The 17,659-nt window shown below is 50.4% G+C and carries 18 protein-coding genes; 10 read left to right on the forward strand and 8 right to left on the reverse strand.

What is annotated here, in order from left to right; genetic code table 11:
* Positions 1 to 147: 147 nt before the first annotated feature.
* A complete protein-coding gene (locus ACFQ03_RS13015) occupies positions 148 to 297 on the forward strand; it encodes a hypothetical protein (RefSeq protein ID WP_186328131.1) in 150 nt (49 codons plus the stop codon).
* A 143-nt stretch (positions 298 to 440) separates the two neighbouring features.
* Here the strand turns inward: ACFQ03_RS13015 and ACFQ03_RS13020 are convergent, their stop codons facing one another.
* Positions 441 to 1,076 (reverse strand): O-methyltransferase, encoded by a 636-nt coding sequence (locus tag ACFQ03_RS13020; protein ID WP_379288571.1) that lies wholly within the window; start codon positions 1,074 to 1,076, stop codon positions 441 to 443.
* A gap of 121 nt (positions 1,077 to 1,197) precedes the next feature.
* On the opposite strand from ACFQ03_RS13020, the gene ACFQ03_RS13025 reads away from it, so the two are divergent.
* The 8 genes from ACFQ03_RS13025 (at position 1,198) to ACFQ03_RS13060 (ending at position 11,100) form a co-directional block, all read left to right on the forward strand.
* Complete coding sequence (locus ACFQ03_RS13025) at positions 1,198 to 2,373, forward strand: THUMP domain-containing class I SAM-dependent RNA methyltransferase (protein WP_144931998.1); 1,176 nt, start codon at positions 1,198 to 1,200, stop codon at positions 2,371 to 2,373.
* Positions 2,374 to 2,912: 539 nt separating this feature from the next.
* Positions 2,913 to 5,054 (forward strand): DNA topoisomerase III, encoded by a 2,142-nt coding sequence (locus ACFQ03_RS13030; protein WP_379288574.1) that lies wholly within the window; start codon positions 2,913 to 2,915, stop codon positions 5,052 to 5,054.
* Positions 5,055 to 5,226: 172 nt separating this feature from the next.
* Positions 5,227 to 5,901 carry a response regulator transcription factor gene (locus ACFQ03_RS13035; protein ID WP_379288576.1) on the forward strand — a complete coding sequence of 225 codons (675 nt, stop codon included), beginning with the start codon at positions 5,227 to 5,229 and terminating at the stop codon, positions 5,899 to 5,901.
* Positions 5,898 to 7,265: a HAMP domain-containing sensor histidine kinase gene (locus tag ACFQ03_RS13040; RefSeq protein WP_379288578.1), complete on the forward strand. Its 1,368-nt coding sequence runs from the start codon at positions 5,898 to 5,900 to the stop codon at positions 7,263 to 7,265. The genes ACFQ03_RS13035 and ACFQ03_RS13040 overlap by 4 nt, the downstream gene beginning before the upstream one ends.
* Positions 7,266 to 7,417: 152 nt before the next feature.
* Positions 7,418 to 8,332 (forward strand): ABC transporter ATP-binding protein, encoded by a 915-nt coding sequence (locus ACFQ03_RS13045; protein ID WP_144932006.1) that lies wholly within the window; start codon positions 7,418 to 7,420, stop codon positions 8,330 to 8,332.
* Positions 8,329 to 9,042: an ABC transporter permease gene (locus ACFQ03_RS13050; protein ID WP_379288580.1), complete on the forward strand. Its 714-nt coding sequence runs from the start codon at positions 8,329 to 8,331 to the stop codon at positions 9,040 to 9,042. Before ACFQ03_RS13045 ends, ACFQ03_RS13050 begins: the two co-directional genes overlap by 4 nt.
* 2 nt (positions 9,043 to 9,044) lie before the next feature.
* A complete protein-coding gene (locus tag ACFQ03_RS13055) occupies positions 9,045 to 9,779 on the forward strand; it encodes an ABC transporter permease (RefSeq protein WP_379288709.1) in 735 nt (244 codons plus the stop codon).
* A 103-nt stretch (positions 9,780 to 9,882) separates the two neighbouring features.
* Positions 9,883 to 11,100, forward strand: a complete 1,218-nt coding sequence (locus tag ACFQ03_RS13060; RefSeq protein WP_379288582.1) for a DUF418 domain-containing protein — start codon at positions 9,883 to 9,885, stop codon at positions 11,098 to 11,100.
* On the opposite strand, the gene ACFQ03_RS13065 is transcribed toward ACFQ03_RS13060, so the two are convergent.
* The 7 genes from ACFQ03_RS13065 to ACFQ03_RS13095 form a co-directional block, all read right to left on the reverse strand.
* A complete protein-coding gene (locus ACFQ03_RS13065; protein WP_379288584.1) occupies positions 11,084 to 12,223 on the reverse strand; it encodes a sensor histidine kinase in 1,140 nt (379 codons plus the stop codon). The two genes, ACFQ03_RS13060 and ACFQ03_RS13065, sit on opposite strands and share 17 nt — an antisense overlap.
* A 2-nt stretch (positions 12,224 to 12,225) precedes the next feature.
* Positions 12,226 to 12,912, reverse strand: coding sequence for a response regulator transcription factor (locus tag ACFQ03_RS13070; RefSeq protein WP_150959569.1), 687 nt, complete (start codon positions 12,910 to 12,912; stop codon positions 12,226 to 12,228).
* A gap of 99 nt (positions 12,913 to 13,011) precedes the next feature.
* Complete coding sequence (locus ACFQ03_RS13075) at positions 13,012 to 13,830, reverse strand: DUF2935 domain-containing protein (protein WP_150959568.1); 819 nt, start codon at positions 13,828 to 13,830, stop codon at positions 13,012 to 13,014.
* 270 nt (positions 13,831 to 14,100) lie between these two features.
* Positions 14,101 to 14,793, reverse strand: coding sequence for a BclA C-terminal domain-containing protein (locus tag ACFQ03_RS13080; protein WP_191964320.1), 693 nt, complete (start codon positions 14,791 to 14,793; stop codon positions 14,101 to 14,103).
* A 204-nt stretch (positions 14,794 to 14,997) separates the two neighbouring features.
* Positions 14,998 to 15,519 carry a signal peptidase I gene (gene lepB / locus ACFQ03_RS13085; RefSeq protein WP_144932020.1) on the reverse strand — a complete coding sequence of 174 codons (522 nt, stop codon included), beginning with the start codon at positions 15,517 to 15,519 and terminating at the stop codon, positions 14,998 to 15,000.
* Between the two features lie 328 nt (positions 15,520 to 15,847).
* The gene (locus ACFQ03_RS13090; RefSeq protein ID WP_144932022.1) at positions 15,848 to 16,075 is read right to left on the reverse strand and encodes a DUF1450 domain-containing protein; all 228 of its coding nucleotides are present in this window, start codon (positions 16,073 to 16,075) and stop codon (positions 15,848 to 15,850) included.
* A gap of 23 nt (positions 16,076 to 16,098) precedes the next feature.
* A complete protein-coding gene (locus ACFQ03_RS13095; RefSeq protein ID WP_379288587.1) occupies positions 16,099 to 16,401 on the reverse strand; it encodes a HesB/IscA family protein in 303 nt (100 codons plus the stop codon).
* Positions 16,402 to 16,571: 170 nt separating this feature from the next.
* Between ACFQ03_RS13095 and ytvI the strand changes: the two genes are divergently transcribed.
* Entirely contained in the window at positions 16,572 to 17,657 is a 1,086-nt protein-coding gene (gene ytvI, locus ACFQ03_RS13100) for a sporulation integral membrane protein YtvI (protein ID WP_379288589.1), read from the forward strand.
* Positions 17,658 to 17,659 lie beyond the last annotated feature (2 nt).

Consider the following 17,659-nt stretch of genomic DNA (forward strand, 5'->3'; position numbering starts at 1 on the left):
AAACAGGAAAATTTTGACGATTTTGTGACAAAAGATGGATTTTGTAAAGATTATCAACTTTTTTAAAAAATAAATGAAACGAAATCGATTTTAAAATGGTCTATGTATGTAGGAATGTTAATCAGGGTTTAGAGAGGGGAACGCATGATGAAAATTAACATAAAGAAAATGCTCGTGACCTTTCTTTGTGCGGAGCTGTTGTTGTTTTATATCGGCCTGATTCAGCCGCAATCCGTCCAGGAAAGCAGCTTCCATGAAATGAACGCCCAGAAGATCAAGCCGGCCCTGCAGCCTTAGACAGAAAGAAAATCAGTACAGGGATGTAAGGGGATTCATCATTAAGAGAGGCGGATCTCGATTCTCAGTAAAACAAAGCCGCTTCCTAAGTATGCGGATAGAGATGAAGCGGCTTCCTACTTTAAGATTGTCTGCACTAGCCTCTATTTGACCCGGGCGATGGCCAAGCCGTCATAAGCGGGCAAGAGCACTCCTTCCAGCCGTTCATCCGAGGTTATTCTTTCGTTAAATTGTCTCATATTGACGACCGAATTTCCTTGTTTTTCGGGATTAACCGTTTTTCCCCGCATGAAAGTGTTGTCTCCTACGATGATCGCGCCCGGGTTGGCCAATTTTATGGCCCAGTCCAGATAGGCAGGGTAATTTCCTTTGTCCGCATCAATGAAGAAAAAGTCGAAGGTTCTCCCCTCCGCAGCGAGTGCCTCCAGAGAAATCAGCGCCTCTCCTATGCGGTATTCCACCTTATCCCCTAAACCGGCTTCCTCCATATGATACCGGGCCAGTTCCGCATACTCGGGCTTCAGTTCCAGTGAAACCAGCTGCCCATCATCTCCCAAACCGCGCGCCAGACATATTCCGCTGTATCCTCCCAATGCTCCGATTTCAAGAATTTGTTGGGCTCCGCTTATTCTCACCAGTATCGTAAGCAGCTTGCCATACCCCGGTGCAATGGAGACTTCCGGCATATCCTTCTTGCGAATTCTCTCGAGCACCCTTTCCAAATCCGGGTCCGGCCCAAGCAGAGACTCCGCATATTTTTCTTCATCCAAAGCACTCATATTCTGTCATCCTCCTTGTCCCTCGAAGTGTTTGTCACGCAGGGCAGATTATCCTATACTTAAGTATTGTATGGTTTTTTATAGGGAAGAACAATACGGCAAACAGGATTGTACAAATGGGGTGAATGAGATCGAATTAATCGCAACTTGTCCTATGGGCCTGGAATCTATAGTTGCCCGGGAGCTCAAGGAGCTCGGGTATGAAGATATGATGGTGGAGAACGGCAGGATCATTTTCCGAGGAGATGAGCTGGCCATATGCCGAACCAACCTATGGCTGCGGACGGCTGACCGCATTCTGATCCGAATGGGCGAATTCAGGGCGACTACTTTCGATGAACTGTTCGAAGGAACGAAAGCGCTGGACTGGCCATCCTGGATTCCGGCCAACGGGGAATTTCCGGTCGAGGGCCGCTCCCATAAATCGCAGCTGTCCAGCGTGCCGGCCTGCCAAGGTATTGTCAAGAAAGCAATCGTTGAGAAAATGAAGCAGCGCTACCGGAAGGAATGGTTCGAAGAGACCGGCGCAAGATATGTTATTGAAGTATCGCTTCTGAATGACATTGCCACGCTGACCCTGGATACTACGGGTCCCAGCCTGCATAAGCGGGGTTACCGGAAGCTGGTCACCGAAGCTCCGCTTAAGGAAACCTTGGCCGCGGCCATGCTTCTCCTGAGCCGTTGGAACCCGGAACGACCGCTGTATGATCCCTTCTGCGGTTCAGGCACCATTCCGGTCGAAGCGGCGCTGTTGGGCTGGAATATCGCTCCGGGAATCCGGCGTTCATTCCCATCCGAGCATTGGCCCGCAGTGCCGGATCAAATATGGCAGCAGGCACGGGAAGAAGCTTATGACCTGGTGCGCGATGACATAGAGCTGCAAATTACCGGCTCCGACATCGATCCCAGCGCCATCGAAGTGGCTAAAGCCGCGGCCAAAAGCGCAGGTGTAGGCAAGGAACTCCGCTTTGAAGTCACTCCCGTAGCCAAAATCCGGCCGAACGGCGATTACGGCTGCATTATCACCAATCCTCCATACGGCGAGAGATTGGGAGATCGCTCCGCAGCGGAAAAAGCACTTCGACAGTTGGGCTCCGTCTTTCATGAGTTGCCTACCTGGTCGGCATTCGTGCTCAGTCCGACCAAGCAGCTTGAGCATTACTGGGCGCAGCCCCCGACCAAACGCCGCAAGCTGTTTAACGGGCGGATCGAATGTACTTTATTTCAATATTTCGGTCCCCTTCCTCCCCGCAAACCTAAGGAGGCAGCATCGGAGCAGAACGATCTGCAGCAATGAAAAACTGCTGTTGGAGTATTTCGTGGGTGAACGACCGCGTTTTAACGAGGTTTTTATCGCCTTAGAATTTGAAGCTCAAACTACGGCATGATCGGGTTACTTAGCGGTCATGCCGTTTTTGTGTCCATGCCCCTTTCTCCAAAACCGTACTTTCTATCCTTCTCCGGGTTTGTCTAACCGGATGTTTTCTCTAACCGGATGTTCTTTTCCCGGCCCTTCGATTTATTATCCCCTTGAGTCAGAAATCGTTCTCTGAGAACGCTCAATCCTTTCATTTTCTCGTATATGTATCAGGTCCTTTAGCGTGGAATTTTCTGAGCCGAAGGGATAATAGTCCAATGGGCACAGAAGAAGAATTCAGCGAGCGAGTTAGCTATGACATTTGCGCACAAATCCGGCCTCCCCATCTCTGAGTCTCTGAAATCGGAAAGAACGAAGCGAAGAAACGCCTCCTTGTCCAAAGTCCGCTCCTTTTGTTACAATGGGCTGACAGAGTTAAGGCTGAAATGCCGAAACATAAGCGTTTAAGGAGAGCCATGATGAAAACGTTAGTACTTGCCGAAAAGCCAAGCGTTGCCAAAGAAATAGCCCGCGTGCTCGGTGCCCGCCAGAAGCACAAGTCCCATTATGAAGGTGCGGACTACGTTGTTACCTGGGCTTTGGGACATCTCGTCACCTTAGCGGAGCCGGAGGATTATGATTCGAAGTTCTCCACCTGGAAACTCGAGGACCTGCCGATCATTCCATCCAAAATGAAATTGAAGGTCATCCGCGAAACCTCTCACCAGTTCAAAGCTATCGAAAGGCTCAGCCGGAGGAACGACCTGAAGGAGCTGGTCATCGCTACCGACGCCGGAAGAGAAGGAGAGCTCGTTGCCCGCTGGATTATGGAATTGATCCGCTGGAAAAAGCCGTTTAAACGGCTGTGGATCTCCTCGCAGACCGACCGCGCCATCAAGGAAGGCTTCGCCCAGTTGAAACCGGGATCACAATACAACCGACTATATCAATCGGCTGTGTGCCGGTCCGAAGCCGATTGGCTGATCGGCCTGAATATTACCCGGGCGCTTACCAGCAAATATAATGCCCAGTTGGCTGCGGGAAGGGTGCAAACTCCGACACTGGCCACCATTATTCAGCGCGAGAACGAAATTCGCAAGTTCCAGCCGGTTGAGTATTGGACGGTGCAAGCCGATTTTGGAAGCTTCCAGGGCATATGGCGCAAGCCCGGTTCGGGAGAGCCGAGAATTTTCGACCGGTCGCAGGCCGAAGCGATCCGCAACAAGGTTCAGGGCCGCACCGGACAAATCATTCAGATTAAGAAGACGGAAAAAACGATTCCGCAGCCCTTGGCCTACGATTTGACGGAATTGCAGCGGGACGCCAACAAACGATACGGCTTCTCCGCCAAGCAGACCTCTAGCGTCCTGCAGCGCCTGTATGAGCAGCATAAGCTGGTCACTTACCCGCGGACGGATTCACGGTACCTCACTGCGGATATGGTCTCTACCTTGAAAGGCCGGGTCCAAAGCGTTGCCGTAGGCCCATTTGCGCCGTTGGCCCGACCCCTGCTGCAGAAGCCTCTCAAAGTGACGAAGCGGATTGTCGATGACAGCAAGGTAAGCGACCATCACGCCATCATTCCGACCGAGCAGCCCCTGCAGCTCAACCTTCTGTCTAACGAAGAACGGAAGCTGTATGATTTGATCGTCCGCCGGTTTCTGGCGCTGTTCTACCCTCCGTGCCGCTACGACCAGACAACGGTGCAAATCGAGGTGGAGAAAGAGACGTTCTGGGCAACGGGCAAGCAAATGAAGGAGACCGGATGGAAGGAAGTGTACGGGGCAAGCGATTTTAATGAAGAGGATGCCGATAACGATGCGTCTTCCGATGAACCCTCTTCCCAGCTACTGCCGGAATTGAAGCCGCAGGGTAAGATTACGGTCAAACGCTGCCAGGAAACCGGACGCTTCACCAAGCCTCCGGCCCGTTATACGGAAGCGACCCTGCTCACCCAGATGGAGAAGCACAACCTGGGTACGCCGGCCACCCGTGCGGATATTATTGAGAAGCTGCTCAACACCGATACGATTGAGCGCCAAGGAAACAGTCTGGTTCCGACGGGCAAAGGCTGGCAGTTGATCGAGCTCGCATCCGAGGAGCTTCGTTCTCCCGAATTGACCGCCCAATGGGAGATTGAGCTGGAGCGAATTGCCAAAGGGCAGGGACAGATGGAGCGGTTCCTGGAAAATATCCGGAAACAGACCATTCGGATGGTGAGTGAGGTTAAGCAAAGCACCATCGAATATAGACCGCATAATTTAACCCATAAGAAATGCCCTGAATGCGGACAAAATATGGAGGAAAGAAAGACCAAGCGCGGCAAAATGCTCGTCTGCCCGAATCGGGAATGCGGATTTCGCCGGGGGGCAGAACCGAAGCTGGTTAACAAGAGATGTCCCCAATGCCACAAGAAGATGGAGATTCACGAAGGGAAAGCCGGCAAATACGTCCAGTGCCGTCCGTGCAATATTGTAGAATCATTAAGCGATAGCGGCGGAGGCAAGGCGGCCGCCAGAATGAACCGAAAGCTGATTCAGCAGTATAGTGATAACGAAGGCCTGTCGAACAGTCTTGGAGATGCGTTAAAGGCGGCACTCCAGAAGCAATCCGAGAAATAAGATTCAAGCTTTCCCCGCTTTCCTCTTTAAGGAAGGCGGGGATTTTTGATTGCACGTTCGCTGGCGGAGCTTATTATTTATTGAACAGGATCGGCTCCAAGGCGCTTACGCTGCTCCGGTTATCGGAACATGCTATAATTTTAACAGATGCATGGAAAGGGCCTGATAGAAGATGAGCAAACAGGTTTTATATCTCGAAGATGACCAGGAAATCGGCAGGTGGGTTAGCGATGATTTGACAGATCGCGGCTTCCGGGTGATCTGGCTGACTTCCGGAGAACAAGCGGCGAATCACATGCCGGATACGGACCTCGTCCTGCTGGATGTCATGCTTCCCGGGCTCGATGGCTTCTCCATCGGCCAAAGATTGAAGAAGGAGTATCCCGATACGCCTGTCCTGATGATTTCAGCGCGGTCCTCGATCGAGGATAAGCTGCAGGGGTTGCAGTTCGCGGACGACTATGTAACCAAGCCGTTCCATCCCGATGAGCTGGCCGCTAGAATAGAAGTGCTGCTTAGGCGTTATGGCAAAATGACCCCCTCCTTCCTCCAGCTCGGCCATCTCCATATCTATCCGGAAGAAAACCGGTTTCTGGATACGCAGACCGGGGGAGACATCGTACTAACCGGCAAACAATTTCAAATCTTCACCTATTTACTGCGTCACCCTAATCAAGTTCTGACCAAAGAGCAAATATATGAGGCGGTATGGGGGGAGCCCTATCTGGAAGGGGATAAAACATTAATGGTGCACATTCGCTATCTGCGCGAAAAAATCGAGCGGGATCCCGGCAACCCGGAAATCATTGAGACGATTCGGGGCATCGGATACCGGGTAAGATCATGAAATTCCGTCATTCTCTGTTAGCCCGGTATTTGCTGATCGTGCTGATCGCCTTGTGCATGTGGCCGGTTCTCGTCCCGCTCGCCGGCCTTCTTTACTACTCGCCGCAACTATTTACCCAACCGTCCTCTCGCGACAATATTTATGGAAATGGACAAACCATCGAGCAAATGTGGCATAGCGAAGCCGCACAGCTTGACGGGCAGTCGGAGGCGGCTATCGGTCAGCGGCTGCAAGAACTGAAGGAGCAATATCCTCTCGCCTCTATGTTCTGGGTCGATGCCGCGGGCGAGACGAAGCTGATGCTTCCCGAACAGGAAGGCCTTCCGAAACGATGGATGCCGGGGGAGATTATACGGTTCATGAAGGACAACAGAGGGATTGAAGCCGATCCGTTCACCGTTGTCGCACTGCTCGGCCGGGACTCGAATCAAGGTTTCATGGTCATTCAGATTCCGCGTTCATTGATGCGAACAGAATGGCTGGCCACGCTGGACAACCGTATTCTGTACGCGATTGTATGCTCCATCTTCGTCTTCTTCCTGTTTGCATCCTGGCTGTTCTTCTACAAAATCCGCAGACGGCTAATCCGGCTTCAGGAAGCGATGACCCTCCCTGACGATGCCGGCATACCCCGGCCCGTTGAAGTGGACAAGAAGGATGAAATCAGCCAACTGGAGCATTCGTTTAATCATATGATCGGACAACTAACGAGCGGCCGGCAGCGGGAACAGGAGGAAGAAGAACTGCGCAAGCAGCTCATCGCCAACTTATCGCATGACATCCGAACCCCGCTGACGACGATCCGGGGGCATGCCTATTCCTTGCACAAGGAGACGTTGACGGAATCCGGCAGACAATCGCTTGCTCTCATTGAAGAGAAAACTGAATATTTGGCGCAGTTGATTGAAAATCTAATGTCCTACACCCTCCTGTCCGCCGGGAAGTACCCGCTGCAAATGGAAGAAAGCGACGTAATCCGCCTGACCCGCACTTCCATAGCATCCTGGTATCCGGTCTTTGAGAAGGAGCAGATCCAGGTGGAAGTCGATCTGCCGGACAAGGCCGCGATATGGATGGTCGATCCTCAGTGGTTCATCCGCATTCTGGATAATCTGCTCCAGAACGTTGTCCGACATGCCGGAATAGGGCAATATGTCGGTATACGCGCAGAAGTAAGGAACGGGGCTACAGCTATCGTCATTGCAGATAGAGGCCCCGGAATGAGGGCGGCATCCGGGCACAAAGGCGCCGGAATCGGCCTGACGATCGTCTCGATCATGGTCAAGGAAATGAACTTGAATTGGGACGTCTCCAGTTCATCGGAGGGTACCGTTATTTCCCTGTATCCCAAACGGAATATATAACCCTTCGCTCCATATCGGCTTTTCCCGGAGCCGCTTCGGCTCCCCCCCTTTGTCTTTTCGTTAGTTCACCTCATTTTTTTAAACGAAATTTAAACAACAGCCCCCCCTGACTTTAACCTTCGGCCGTTAAGATTAAGGTCGAGGTGAGCACAATGAGTGATTTCGTTATCCAAACTTATAACCTGTCCAAGCACTACCCGTCGAAAAAAGCCGTAGACCAGGTCAGCCTAAAAATCAACAAAGGCGACATCTACGGCTTCCTCGGTCCGAACGGAGCGGGCAAAACGACTACCATCCGCATGCTGCTTGGATTAATCAAGCCCTCTCACGGGTCCATCAGAATATTCGGCAAGGACTTGCGCAAGGAAAAGCTGTCCATTCTGCGTAAAATCGGTTCTTTAGTCGAATATCCGTCTTACTACGGGCATTTGTCGGCCTACGAAAATTTGGAGGCCTTACGCCGGATCCTGGATGTACCGAAGACACGGATCGACGAAGTGCTGTCCATTGTCCGGCTTCAACAGGAAGCCAAACGTCCGGTCAAAGGATTCTCGTTAGGGATGAAGCAGCGGCTTGGCATCGCTGCGGCACTGCTCGGTAACCCGGAGCTTCTTATTCTGGACGAGCCGACCAACGGCCTGGACCCCGCAGGCATACTCGAAGTCCGTGAGCTCATTAAAAAAATGCCGGGAGAACACGGGATTACCGTTCTCGTGTCCAGTCACCTGTTGAGCGAAGTAGAGCAAATGGCTAATCGGGTCGGTATTATCCGCAACGGTTCCATGCTGTTCGAGGATAGCATCGACAATCTTCGGAAACGGACCAAAAGCAAGATCCGCATAGTCCTATCCGATCCGGAGCACGGACGGCGGATTATAGCCTCGACGGGGTGTCATGTCGAATTGCAGGAAGGAGCGCTGCTGCTTGACAGCATACCGGAGAGCAAAGTGGCCGAGGTTGTCGAACTGCTGGTGCTTGCCCGTCATTCGATATACCGGGTAGAGGAACAGAAACGCTCTCTCGAAGACATTTTCCTCGAAATGGTCGGGGAGGGGAACAGCTTATGATGAGACGGGTCTTGGCGGCCGATTTTCTCAAAATCCGCAGAAAAGCGATCTGGTTTCTGATTTTCCTCGGCCCGTTCGGGGTCATAGCCCTGCAAGCCGCTAATTACGGCCTGCGTTATGATTACTTGACCAAAATTCATGCGTCCGATCTTTGGGGAGGATTTCTTACCGACATACAACATCTGCTCCCCGTTACTTTGCTGCTGGGAATGACGATTTTGGCCTCGATGATTGCCAACATTGAGCATCAGATGAGTTCATGGAAACAGCTTCTGGCACTGCCGATTTCACGGTTCTCGGTGTTTAGCGCCAAAATTACGCTGTGTATCGCTCTGCTGTTTGTTTCCTGCGTACTTCTCGCCATAGGGACAATCGGGCTCGGCCTGCTTTTGAAATTCGGAATGGATATCCCCATTCTGGATGTAGCCAAGATCAGCTTCTACCCGTTTATTGCCGCCTTTCCGATATTGGCTCTGCAGCTTTGGTTGTCGGTAATCATGAAAAATCAAGCCTTTCCGTTAACGTTCGGCATAGCGGGTGCGATTCTGTCCCCGTGGGCTTTTTCCTTTCCGGACTGGTTTATGTGGAAGCTGCCTCTGTTGGAAAACAAAGCAAATATTCCCGAATATTCGGTAATTACAGGCCTGGCTGTCGGCTTGATGATCTTTCTTCTCGGTTCAATCCATTTTGCTAGACGGGATGTGAATTAATGATGAGGACCTTTCTGAAGGTGCTTAGCTCGGAATGGCTGAAAATGCGCAAATCGAACATATGGCTGCTTATTTTTATCAGTCCCGCCATATCGGCTTTCACCGGATTGTTACTTCCTTTAGATGAAACGCTGCCTCCTTGGCTGTACTTGTTTACGATGACAGCCAGTCTGCATGCTTTTATGTTTCTTCCATTATTGACGGGTGTCTTTGCCGCCTTCGTATGCCGTTACGAGCACGCTGCCGGCGGCTGGAAGCAGCTTCTCACCCTTCCCTTGTCCCGAGGCACGCTATATACGGCCAAATTCTTCGTGGTGATCCTGCTGCCGGCTCTTACGCAGCTCTTATATCTTCTCGTGCTGCTGGCCGCCGGGTATGCGCGCGGGATTGGAGAGGCTTTTCCTTGGGAGTTGATAGGTCCCGGCATTTTTGCAGGATGGGTGGCTACACTGCCTCTGGCCGCCTTGCAAATGTTCGTATCGACTGCCTGGGCAAGCTTTGCGGCTCCGCTGGCGATCAATGTGATTTTCACGATTCCGAATATGCTTATCGTGAATTCCTCAACCTATGGACCGTACTATCCGTGGGCCCAGCCGGTCTTATCGATGCTGTCGGTCTCCCCGGACAAGTATGGGGCGTTCAATGTATCGCTGGAAACGCTGCTCTTCGTCATCGTCGGCGGGTTCGTTCTCTTTTTCCTGTCCGGCCTGACCTATTTTCGCTATAAAGAAGTCTGATTGAAGCTTTTCTTTATAGATTCTTTAGAAATGGTCCTTACAATGAATTTGCGGCCGGAGCCCTCTCCGGCATGCAAATCATTAATATGGAAGGATGATTTCTATGCAACCCGTTGCAGCCAACGAACGAATCCAACTGCTGGATATCGCCCGAGGATTGGCTATACTCGGCATCCTGCTGGTCAATATGACGTTCTACAGCAGCTCCCTGCAGGCGATTCAATTCCAGATCAACCTCTGGCCGGACTTCTGGAACCAGGCGGCCAAGTCGATCCTTAGTATAATGGTTGACGGTAAATTCATCGCCATCTTCTCCTTCTTGTTCGGATACGGCATGATTCTTTTTAAAGACCGTGCCTTGGAGAAGGGCAGAAGATTTGTCCCGTTATATTTGCGGAGACTGCTGGCGTTATTGATCTTCGGACTTATTCACGGATGGTTTATCTGGTTCGGAGATATTCTCGTTCATTACGCCTTGTTGGGATTCATTCTGCTGCTGTTCCACAAATGCAAGCCTAAAACCTTGCTGGTCTGGTCTGTCAGCTTCCTAATGCTGATTCCCGCGCTGATGCTGTTTAGCGGAGGGAACGCCGGAGCCACCCCCCGGCTAAGCCCGGAATTTAAACAGCTTGTCCTGCAATGGATTGAGAGGGATCAAGCGATTTATGGCGGCGGCACTTTTGGGGAAATTCAGCGGCAGAGAGTGTCGGATTGGTATGCCAGTGCATTGAATCAAATTGCTTTCTATCCGCAAATCCTCGGATTGTTTCTGATGGGATCCTATATCGCCAAAAGGAAATTATTTCATAATCTATCGGGCAATCGGTCTGTCCTTATTCGAATCTGCATCTGGACAGGAAGCTTCGGGTTTGTATCCACACTCCTCCCCATTGTTCTGGAGCAGACTGTCGGAACGAATGCCGGCGGATGGATCAATAGACTGGACGTGATCCGCTATTTGATCGGTAATCCGTCCATCGGCCTGTTCTATATTACAGGACTCGCGCTTCTTATACAGAAGCCGTCATGGCAAAGAGCGCTAAGACCGCTGGCCAATGTCGGCCGTATGGCGTTCACGAATTATATTTTGCAATCCGTCCTCTGTACGCTGATTTTTTACCATTATGGCCTGGGACTGTACGGGCAGGCAGGGCCATTGGCGGGATCGCTGCTGGCGATAGCCGTATTTCTCTTGCAAATGGTGCTGAGCGCTCTATGGCTTCGCAAATTCCGGATGGGCCCTCTGGAATGGGTCTGGAGGATGGCTACCTATCTCTCCATTTCACCGTTACGAAAAAAAGGGATTACGTCTGCGCGCTGATCCGGATTTGCACATAAGCTCCCTCTCCCGGGCGGTTTCCGGCGGATACACTCCCTCCGTGCTTCTCCGCCAGCGTCTTCACGATATATAATCCTAACCCCGCATGACCTTTGTGAATGGAACGGGATGCGTCCCCTTGATAAAACTTCTCGAACATATGGAGCAGATCGGCCTCGGCGAAGCCCGGGCCGGTATCGCTCACCTCCAGAACGACGGATTCCGGGAGGATTTCCACACGCCATTCAATCTTCCCTCCTTCCGGAGTTAGACGAATGCTGTTGCCGATGACATTATCCAGCATTTGCTCCAATCGGAGCCCATCAGCTCTGAACCAACCGTCGCACCCGTCCGCGACTTGTATTTCCGCTTGGAAATGCAATGATTTGGCAGAGCAAATGGTCCGGTATTCCTCCGCCTTTTCCCGGCAAAAAACAACCACGTCCAGCGGACGAACCGACAAAGAAAAATCCGGCTGATCGATTTCCGAGACGATGCCCATATCGTCCAGCAAGCGAACCGCCCGGTCCGTATTTTTGCGAATCGTCAGCAGGTAGCTGTCCAGACGTTCAGCCTGCTTAGCTTTATTCTCCAGCAAATTGTCCACGTGTCCCTGTATAATCGTCAGGGGGGTGCGCAAATCATGCGCAATAGCCGCCACCATATCCCGGCGTTCCTGCTCCATCTTCCACTGGGCGGACAGGGATTGATGAAGGGAGCTTCTCATTTCCTCGAAGGCTTCGGTCAACTGCACTAATTCCTTGGAGCCCCCCATGACGGACAAGGTGAAATCAAGCTCGTTCCTCTGGATTCGGCCGGCTCCGTTTATTAGCTGAACGATCGGAGGGACCAGCCGCTTACCTATTCTTCGGGCAAACAGAATGGTGAATAGCAGGATAAATACGAAGGGGGCCGCCATATTCCCTAGTACAAATAAGATAACAAAACCGACGCGGGCGACCTCCGGGAAATTCTCGATATTTTTGTTCGACAAACTCATAACATTGATCATGTGGATAAGAAATTTGAGACTTCCCCCCCATACCGCCACGGTACAGATAATGCTCAATATCAGGGTGAGGATCAAGGCAATGGTGAATTGGCTGCGGAACGTAAATTTGTTCATGATCAGCCTCTCCCCCACCGATAGCCGATTCCCCATACGGTACTGATGTAAGTTCTATCCGGATCGGCATCAGCCAGCTTCGCCCTGATTTTTTTAATATGTTCGGTAATGGTCGAAGAATCTCCCTCCGCATTCAACCCCCATATTTTTTCATAGATTTGCTCGCGGGAAAACACCTGATTGGGGTGCATCAGCATGAATTGGACGATTTCGAATTCACGAACGGTCAGTGAAATCCGCTGGTCCCGAATATACAGCTCATAGCTTTCGGTATCGAGGGCCAGCTCGCCGTCATGAAGAATGAGGCGGCTCCTGTCTGTACGGTTTCTTTGCTCACGGCGTAAGTGAGCCTTGATGCGGGCTTTCATCTCCTTGATGCTGAAAGGCTTGACCATATAATCGTCCCCGCCGACCATCAGGCCTCTAATCCGGTCCTCCTCGCCATGTCGGGCACTCAGGAACAGGATCGGGCACGATACTCTTCCACGAATGGCATGACATACTTCCCATCCGTTCATACCGGGCATCATCACATCCAGAATGATCAAATCCGGCCGGGCCGCAAGCTGCTCGAATACTTGCTCTCCGCTATAAGCGGCCGCGACCTCATAACCGTCATCCAGAAGCGCATCGCGTATAAAATCGACGATTTCATGTTCATCGTCCACAATAAGTATTTTTTCTTTCATAGCCATTCCTTTCCTATCGAACTGTCCGCCAGTCCTGCACAGCTTGTTCTCTCAAGGAAAAGTATAGCATATGGGAGAAGGGCGGGGTTATTTTATCGATTACTCTACTCTCGGTTTCGTAGGGTCGCAGGCAGGGGACTTCGTATCGGAAACCTGGGCAAGTTTAATCAGATAATAGCATTCCTCCCGCGCCATATGATCCGCCATTAGCGGCTGCAGCGTTCCAAGGAGCTCCGCATTGAGGTCCATCTTCTCCAATTCCTGAAGAAACTCGCGGAACAATGTCATCTCCAGTTCGACTTCTTTGTTAAATCGGCTTAATGCCGGGAATCTTCGCAAATTGGTACGCAAATAGCCGGCCATCTCTACCGCTTTGCTGTAGAGATCCGAGAAATGATGGGCGAAGGCGCCGCTTTTGGCAATCAACCGTTTTTCCACCATATCCAGGGAGCTCTGAATCGATTCGGCATGCCCTACCGCATCCACAAGCCAAAGCAGATGAAGATGCACCGGATGGAAAGCGGGGACTTTCCCGGTAGTCATAATCGCCTGCAGAATCCGCAGGTATTCCTCTAATTCATTAACCATATGATTGACGAAGGTTGGAGGCAAGTGAAACCGGATATCATTCATCAACAATCTTTCCAGCAAATTCAACTTGAAAGCACGGAGCTCGCAGGCTCTCCAATAAGCTGTCTGGTTAAGCTTCATGATGTCATTCGCATTCAGGTTGGATCGGGCTTGCTTAAGCAGTTCATCGAACGTCTTGATAAAATACTTTGCAGCACCTAGAGCCTTCCCTTCCTCCACCGTAAGGGAATCATAGATGAAGCGCGCATGATCCCCCAACACCTGCAGCCAAAAACGGTGTTCGAACAGCACATCCGTTGAACGATCCGCCGCCAGAATATCTTCCATCCTATCTTCCGCCTCCTTCATGCTGGAACGAATTAAGCTTCCAATGAAAAATATGTTGGGTTGCGCGGAAATATGACGAATGAATCTATTAAACGGGCCGCTCAGCGGCAGTGGATTTTCGAAGAAATCGCACTTTCGCGGACACCAATTCTTCCTTCTAACATATATTGCAATTAAGAGAAATAACCCCACTACTTAGTAGTGGAGTTATGATCGAAGCAATCTTCATTATTCTCTTAATCTTGAATCCTTGTGGGAGTTCATTCCGAATTAAGGAGTCAGCTTTTCGATGACGATGTTTGCGCTGATCGCACTCAGCGCTACCAAGGATACTCCCAGAAGGCCTGTGTTCACAAGCTGAAGTATGTGGGTTCCTGCCGGAACATTGATAATGACGTCTCCCAAAACAGGCAGTCCTGCGGAAACCAGAGTAAATACTGCGGCCGGGGAAGGAACCGGAGCCCCATCCAGTTCTAGAGAGAAAGATCCCAACAACGATACTCCCGCGGTATTCACAATGAAGGTGACACGGTAGCTGCCCGGTTCAGAGATAACGATGTCGGTTGGAGTGGCGAGTGTGATAGCCGTTCCTCCGACAGCTCCTGTATTGTTGAATGGAACCGCAGCCCCTGGTCCGATGATATCAATAAGAGTGGAAGTTCTGAAGAAATGGGCAAAGGCCGACAAACCGTTCGTACTCGGTGCTCCCGGGGTTCCCGGAACTCCCTGCGGGCCCTGGGGACCAGCGGGGCCTTGCGGACCGATTGGACCTTGCGGGCCTTGCGGACCCGGAGGACCTTGCAGGCCGCGCCGCCTCCGCAGTCTGCGGAGTGCGGCTATTTCCGCGCGTAATTTGCGCAGCTCGCGTAATTTTTCAGCCTTTTTTTCACTAACGCCGGAAACTCCCTTTGACGACGGACATAGTCTAACGGACTTTTTCTTGCGGACTATGAGACAACTCAATGAAGACACCTCCCTATAGAACTGGTTTATCTTATGAGTTGACTCTGTTTTAGGGTTGGACCTATAACTAGTTTTTGTTAGACAGGAATCTATTTTCTACTGAAAATAGGCTGATAATGATCATAGATACTTCTATCCGCCGTCAGCACACCGGTTGAATTTTGCACCGGGGAGTTATCACGGCCTGCCCCAACAATAATCCGGCTAATGAATGGATTCGATTTGGTCGAAGGGAAAGATCCGGAAAACCGCCCTGCCTATAATTCGTTTGCTCTCCACAAACGGGTTCGACCACAGATGAGAATCCAGACTCTCATTCCGGTTGTCGCCCAGGAATAAATAATGCTCATCCGGAACAGTTACCGGGCCGAAATAATACTGCATCGATTCCTTAATGTAGCTCTCTTCTACCTTTACCCCGTTGCGATATAGCTTTCCTTCCGTTATTTCTATAGTGTCTCCCGGCAAGCCGATCAGGCGCTTAATGAGCTTTTTGTCGAGCTGAGCTTCTTCCGGCGGGTAGAAGACAACTATGTCTCCAAATTGTAACTTGTCCGGTTTGACCGTCTTGTCAATGATTAGAATATCGTGCACATTGAGGGTAGGCAGCATGGATTCCGAAGGTATGTAGGCAGCCTGTCCCACATTCGTTCTGACAAACAGCATAATACCCAGTAGCAAAACAAACGGCATCCAAGATTTCATAAGTCGTGTAATTCGTTGCACGGGAATTCCCTCCTGACCAAAGTTAGTTTCTCTAACTATAGTAGAAATTGGCCGATATTGTAAAGTTTGCAGCGGCAAACACCGGAAAATAGGATAGAAGGCTTCACTTAACCCCATATAACTGCCATGGAATTCATATAAAAACTCAAATATCAAGGATAAACGGCTATCGCCGTCCTTAGGACGGGCGCGTTTACCGATGAAATATAAGAACCGGTATAGATGAAAACTTATACTTTCTTATATATCAATAAAAACCGTCCGTGTCCGGAAGTATATTCTTTCGGATTCGGGCGGTTTTCAATGGGTGCAGCAAGGCTCTCCCGGTTTATGTCCTGATGTACTTCTTCGCTTTCTCCACCGCTTCATCCTCCGTCGGAGCGGTCACGTAGCGACCGTTGACAAAAATAAAAGCGTTCCGGATACACGGGCCGCAGTACGATTTGCAGCCGATTTTAATTTCCGTACCGGGTGCAAGCTTCTCCAGCTTGGGGACAAGCGTCTTCACTTTCGTGTGTCTGCATTTCTCGCATATTCGAATATCATTCCTGGCCATCCCTGGCTCTACCTCCTAAAGCGCTAGTGATCTCCGTGGTTGCCTTTGGACGGGTTGGTAATAACGAAACCTTCCTGAGGAAGATACAAATAATCGATCTTTACTCCATCCAGCATCGGCTCGTTTCGGTCCAGCAGCACCTCAATCTCTTTATCGGTCATGACGATTTCATCATTATCCCCGGGCTTGTCCAAATCGAGGCCGTAGTGGGCATGGTCTCCATGCTTGTGAGTAACCAGGACCCTCAGCTTCAGCTCTTTGTTCTCTTCCTTGTTCAGTTCTTGCAAAATTTTTTTAGCCGCATTGCGGGTAATTTTACATTTCATAGTTTTCATCCTCTCATTCAGCCTGTAACTAAATTATAACCTAATTGCCCATACTGCTATTGTATCATGTCTTTCCATGTGGTAACTATCGATTTTTTCGGCTATGATAACATTATGGTATCTTGTTGCCGGATCTAACACCCTTAATATAACGAGGTGAAAGCACAGTTATGCAGTCGTTCTATCGAAAATACTACAAAACCATCTTTGACATCGCCTTGATAGGCATTACCATTTACTTGTTCATGCTCCTGTTCAGCTATTTGTACAAAATTGCGACTCCGATCTTTTTCGCTCTGGTTATCTATGTCATTATTGAACCGCTGGCCAAATTCCTGCACCGCAAGGGAGTGAAAAAGTCGATCGCTTCCACCATCTCCACCCTGGTGTTCATTCTCGTCATTCTTGCCATCCTGACCGGGCTCGGCGCGATCTTCACGAGCCAAATTTACAATCTTGTAGAGAAAATTCCGGTTTATCAACGTATCCTTCAGGAACAAATCGTTAACAATGTGGACTTCTGGCAGAAGAAGCTGAGCAACGTCTCCCCGGAATGGATAGAGAGAGCCAAGGAATTCTCATCGACCATTATTGAAAGGGGCGGTAAATTAGCTACCGGCTTCTTAAATGCCCTGTTCACCGGGTTGACTTCCGTCTCGACCTTTCTCGTCAATTTCCTGATCGGGATTATTCTGGCCTATTTTCTCAGCATTGAAAGCGAGAACTGGAAACGACTTGCCCAAACCCACACACCCAAAACTTTCAAGAAGGCCTTCCAGTTCATCAAGGAGAACGTTCTGCTCGGAATCGGCGGCTATTTAAAGGCCCAGCTCAAAATGATTTCGGTCACGTTCATCGTCATCTTCGCCGCCCTGCTAGTGCTTGGAGTGAAGAATGCCTTTTCGATTTCGCTGTTGATGGCCATTTTTGATCTGCTGCCGCTGCTCGGCGTATCGACCGTTTTCATCCCCTGGATCATTTATTTATTTATCGTCGGCCAGACGACCATGGCGATTTGGTTAACGGTCCTGTTCGCTACCGTCATTATTGTCCGGCAATTGCTGGAGCCCAAGATCACCGGAGATACGCTGGGAGTATCAGCCTTCACAATGCTTTCCTTTATGATTATCTCCTTGTCTCTGTTCGGCGTGGCCGGCCTGATTCTGTCGCCGATTCTTATTATTACTCTTAAGGCTTTGTATGAGCAGGGCTATTTAAAAAGCTGGATCCGTCTCCCCGAAGAAGAATATGAGTAAGG

This window comes from Paenibacillus residui, from assembly GCF_042677205.1.
In the GTDB taxonomy this organism is placed as follows: domain Bacteria; phylum Bacillota; class Bacilli; order Paenibacillales; family NBRC-103111; genus Paenibacillus_L; species Paenibacillus_L residui.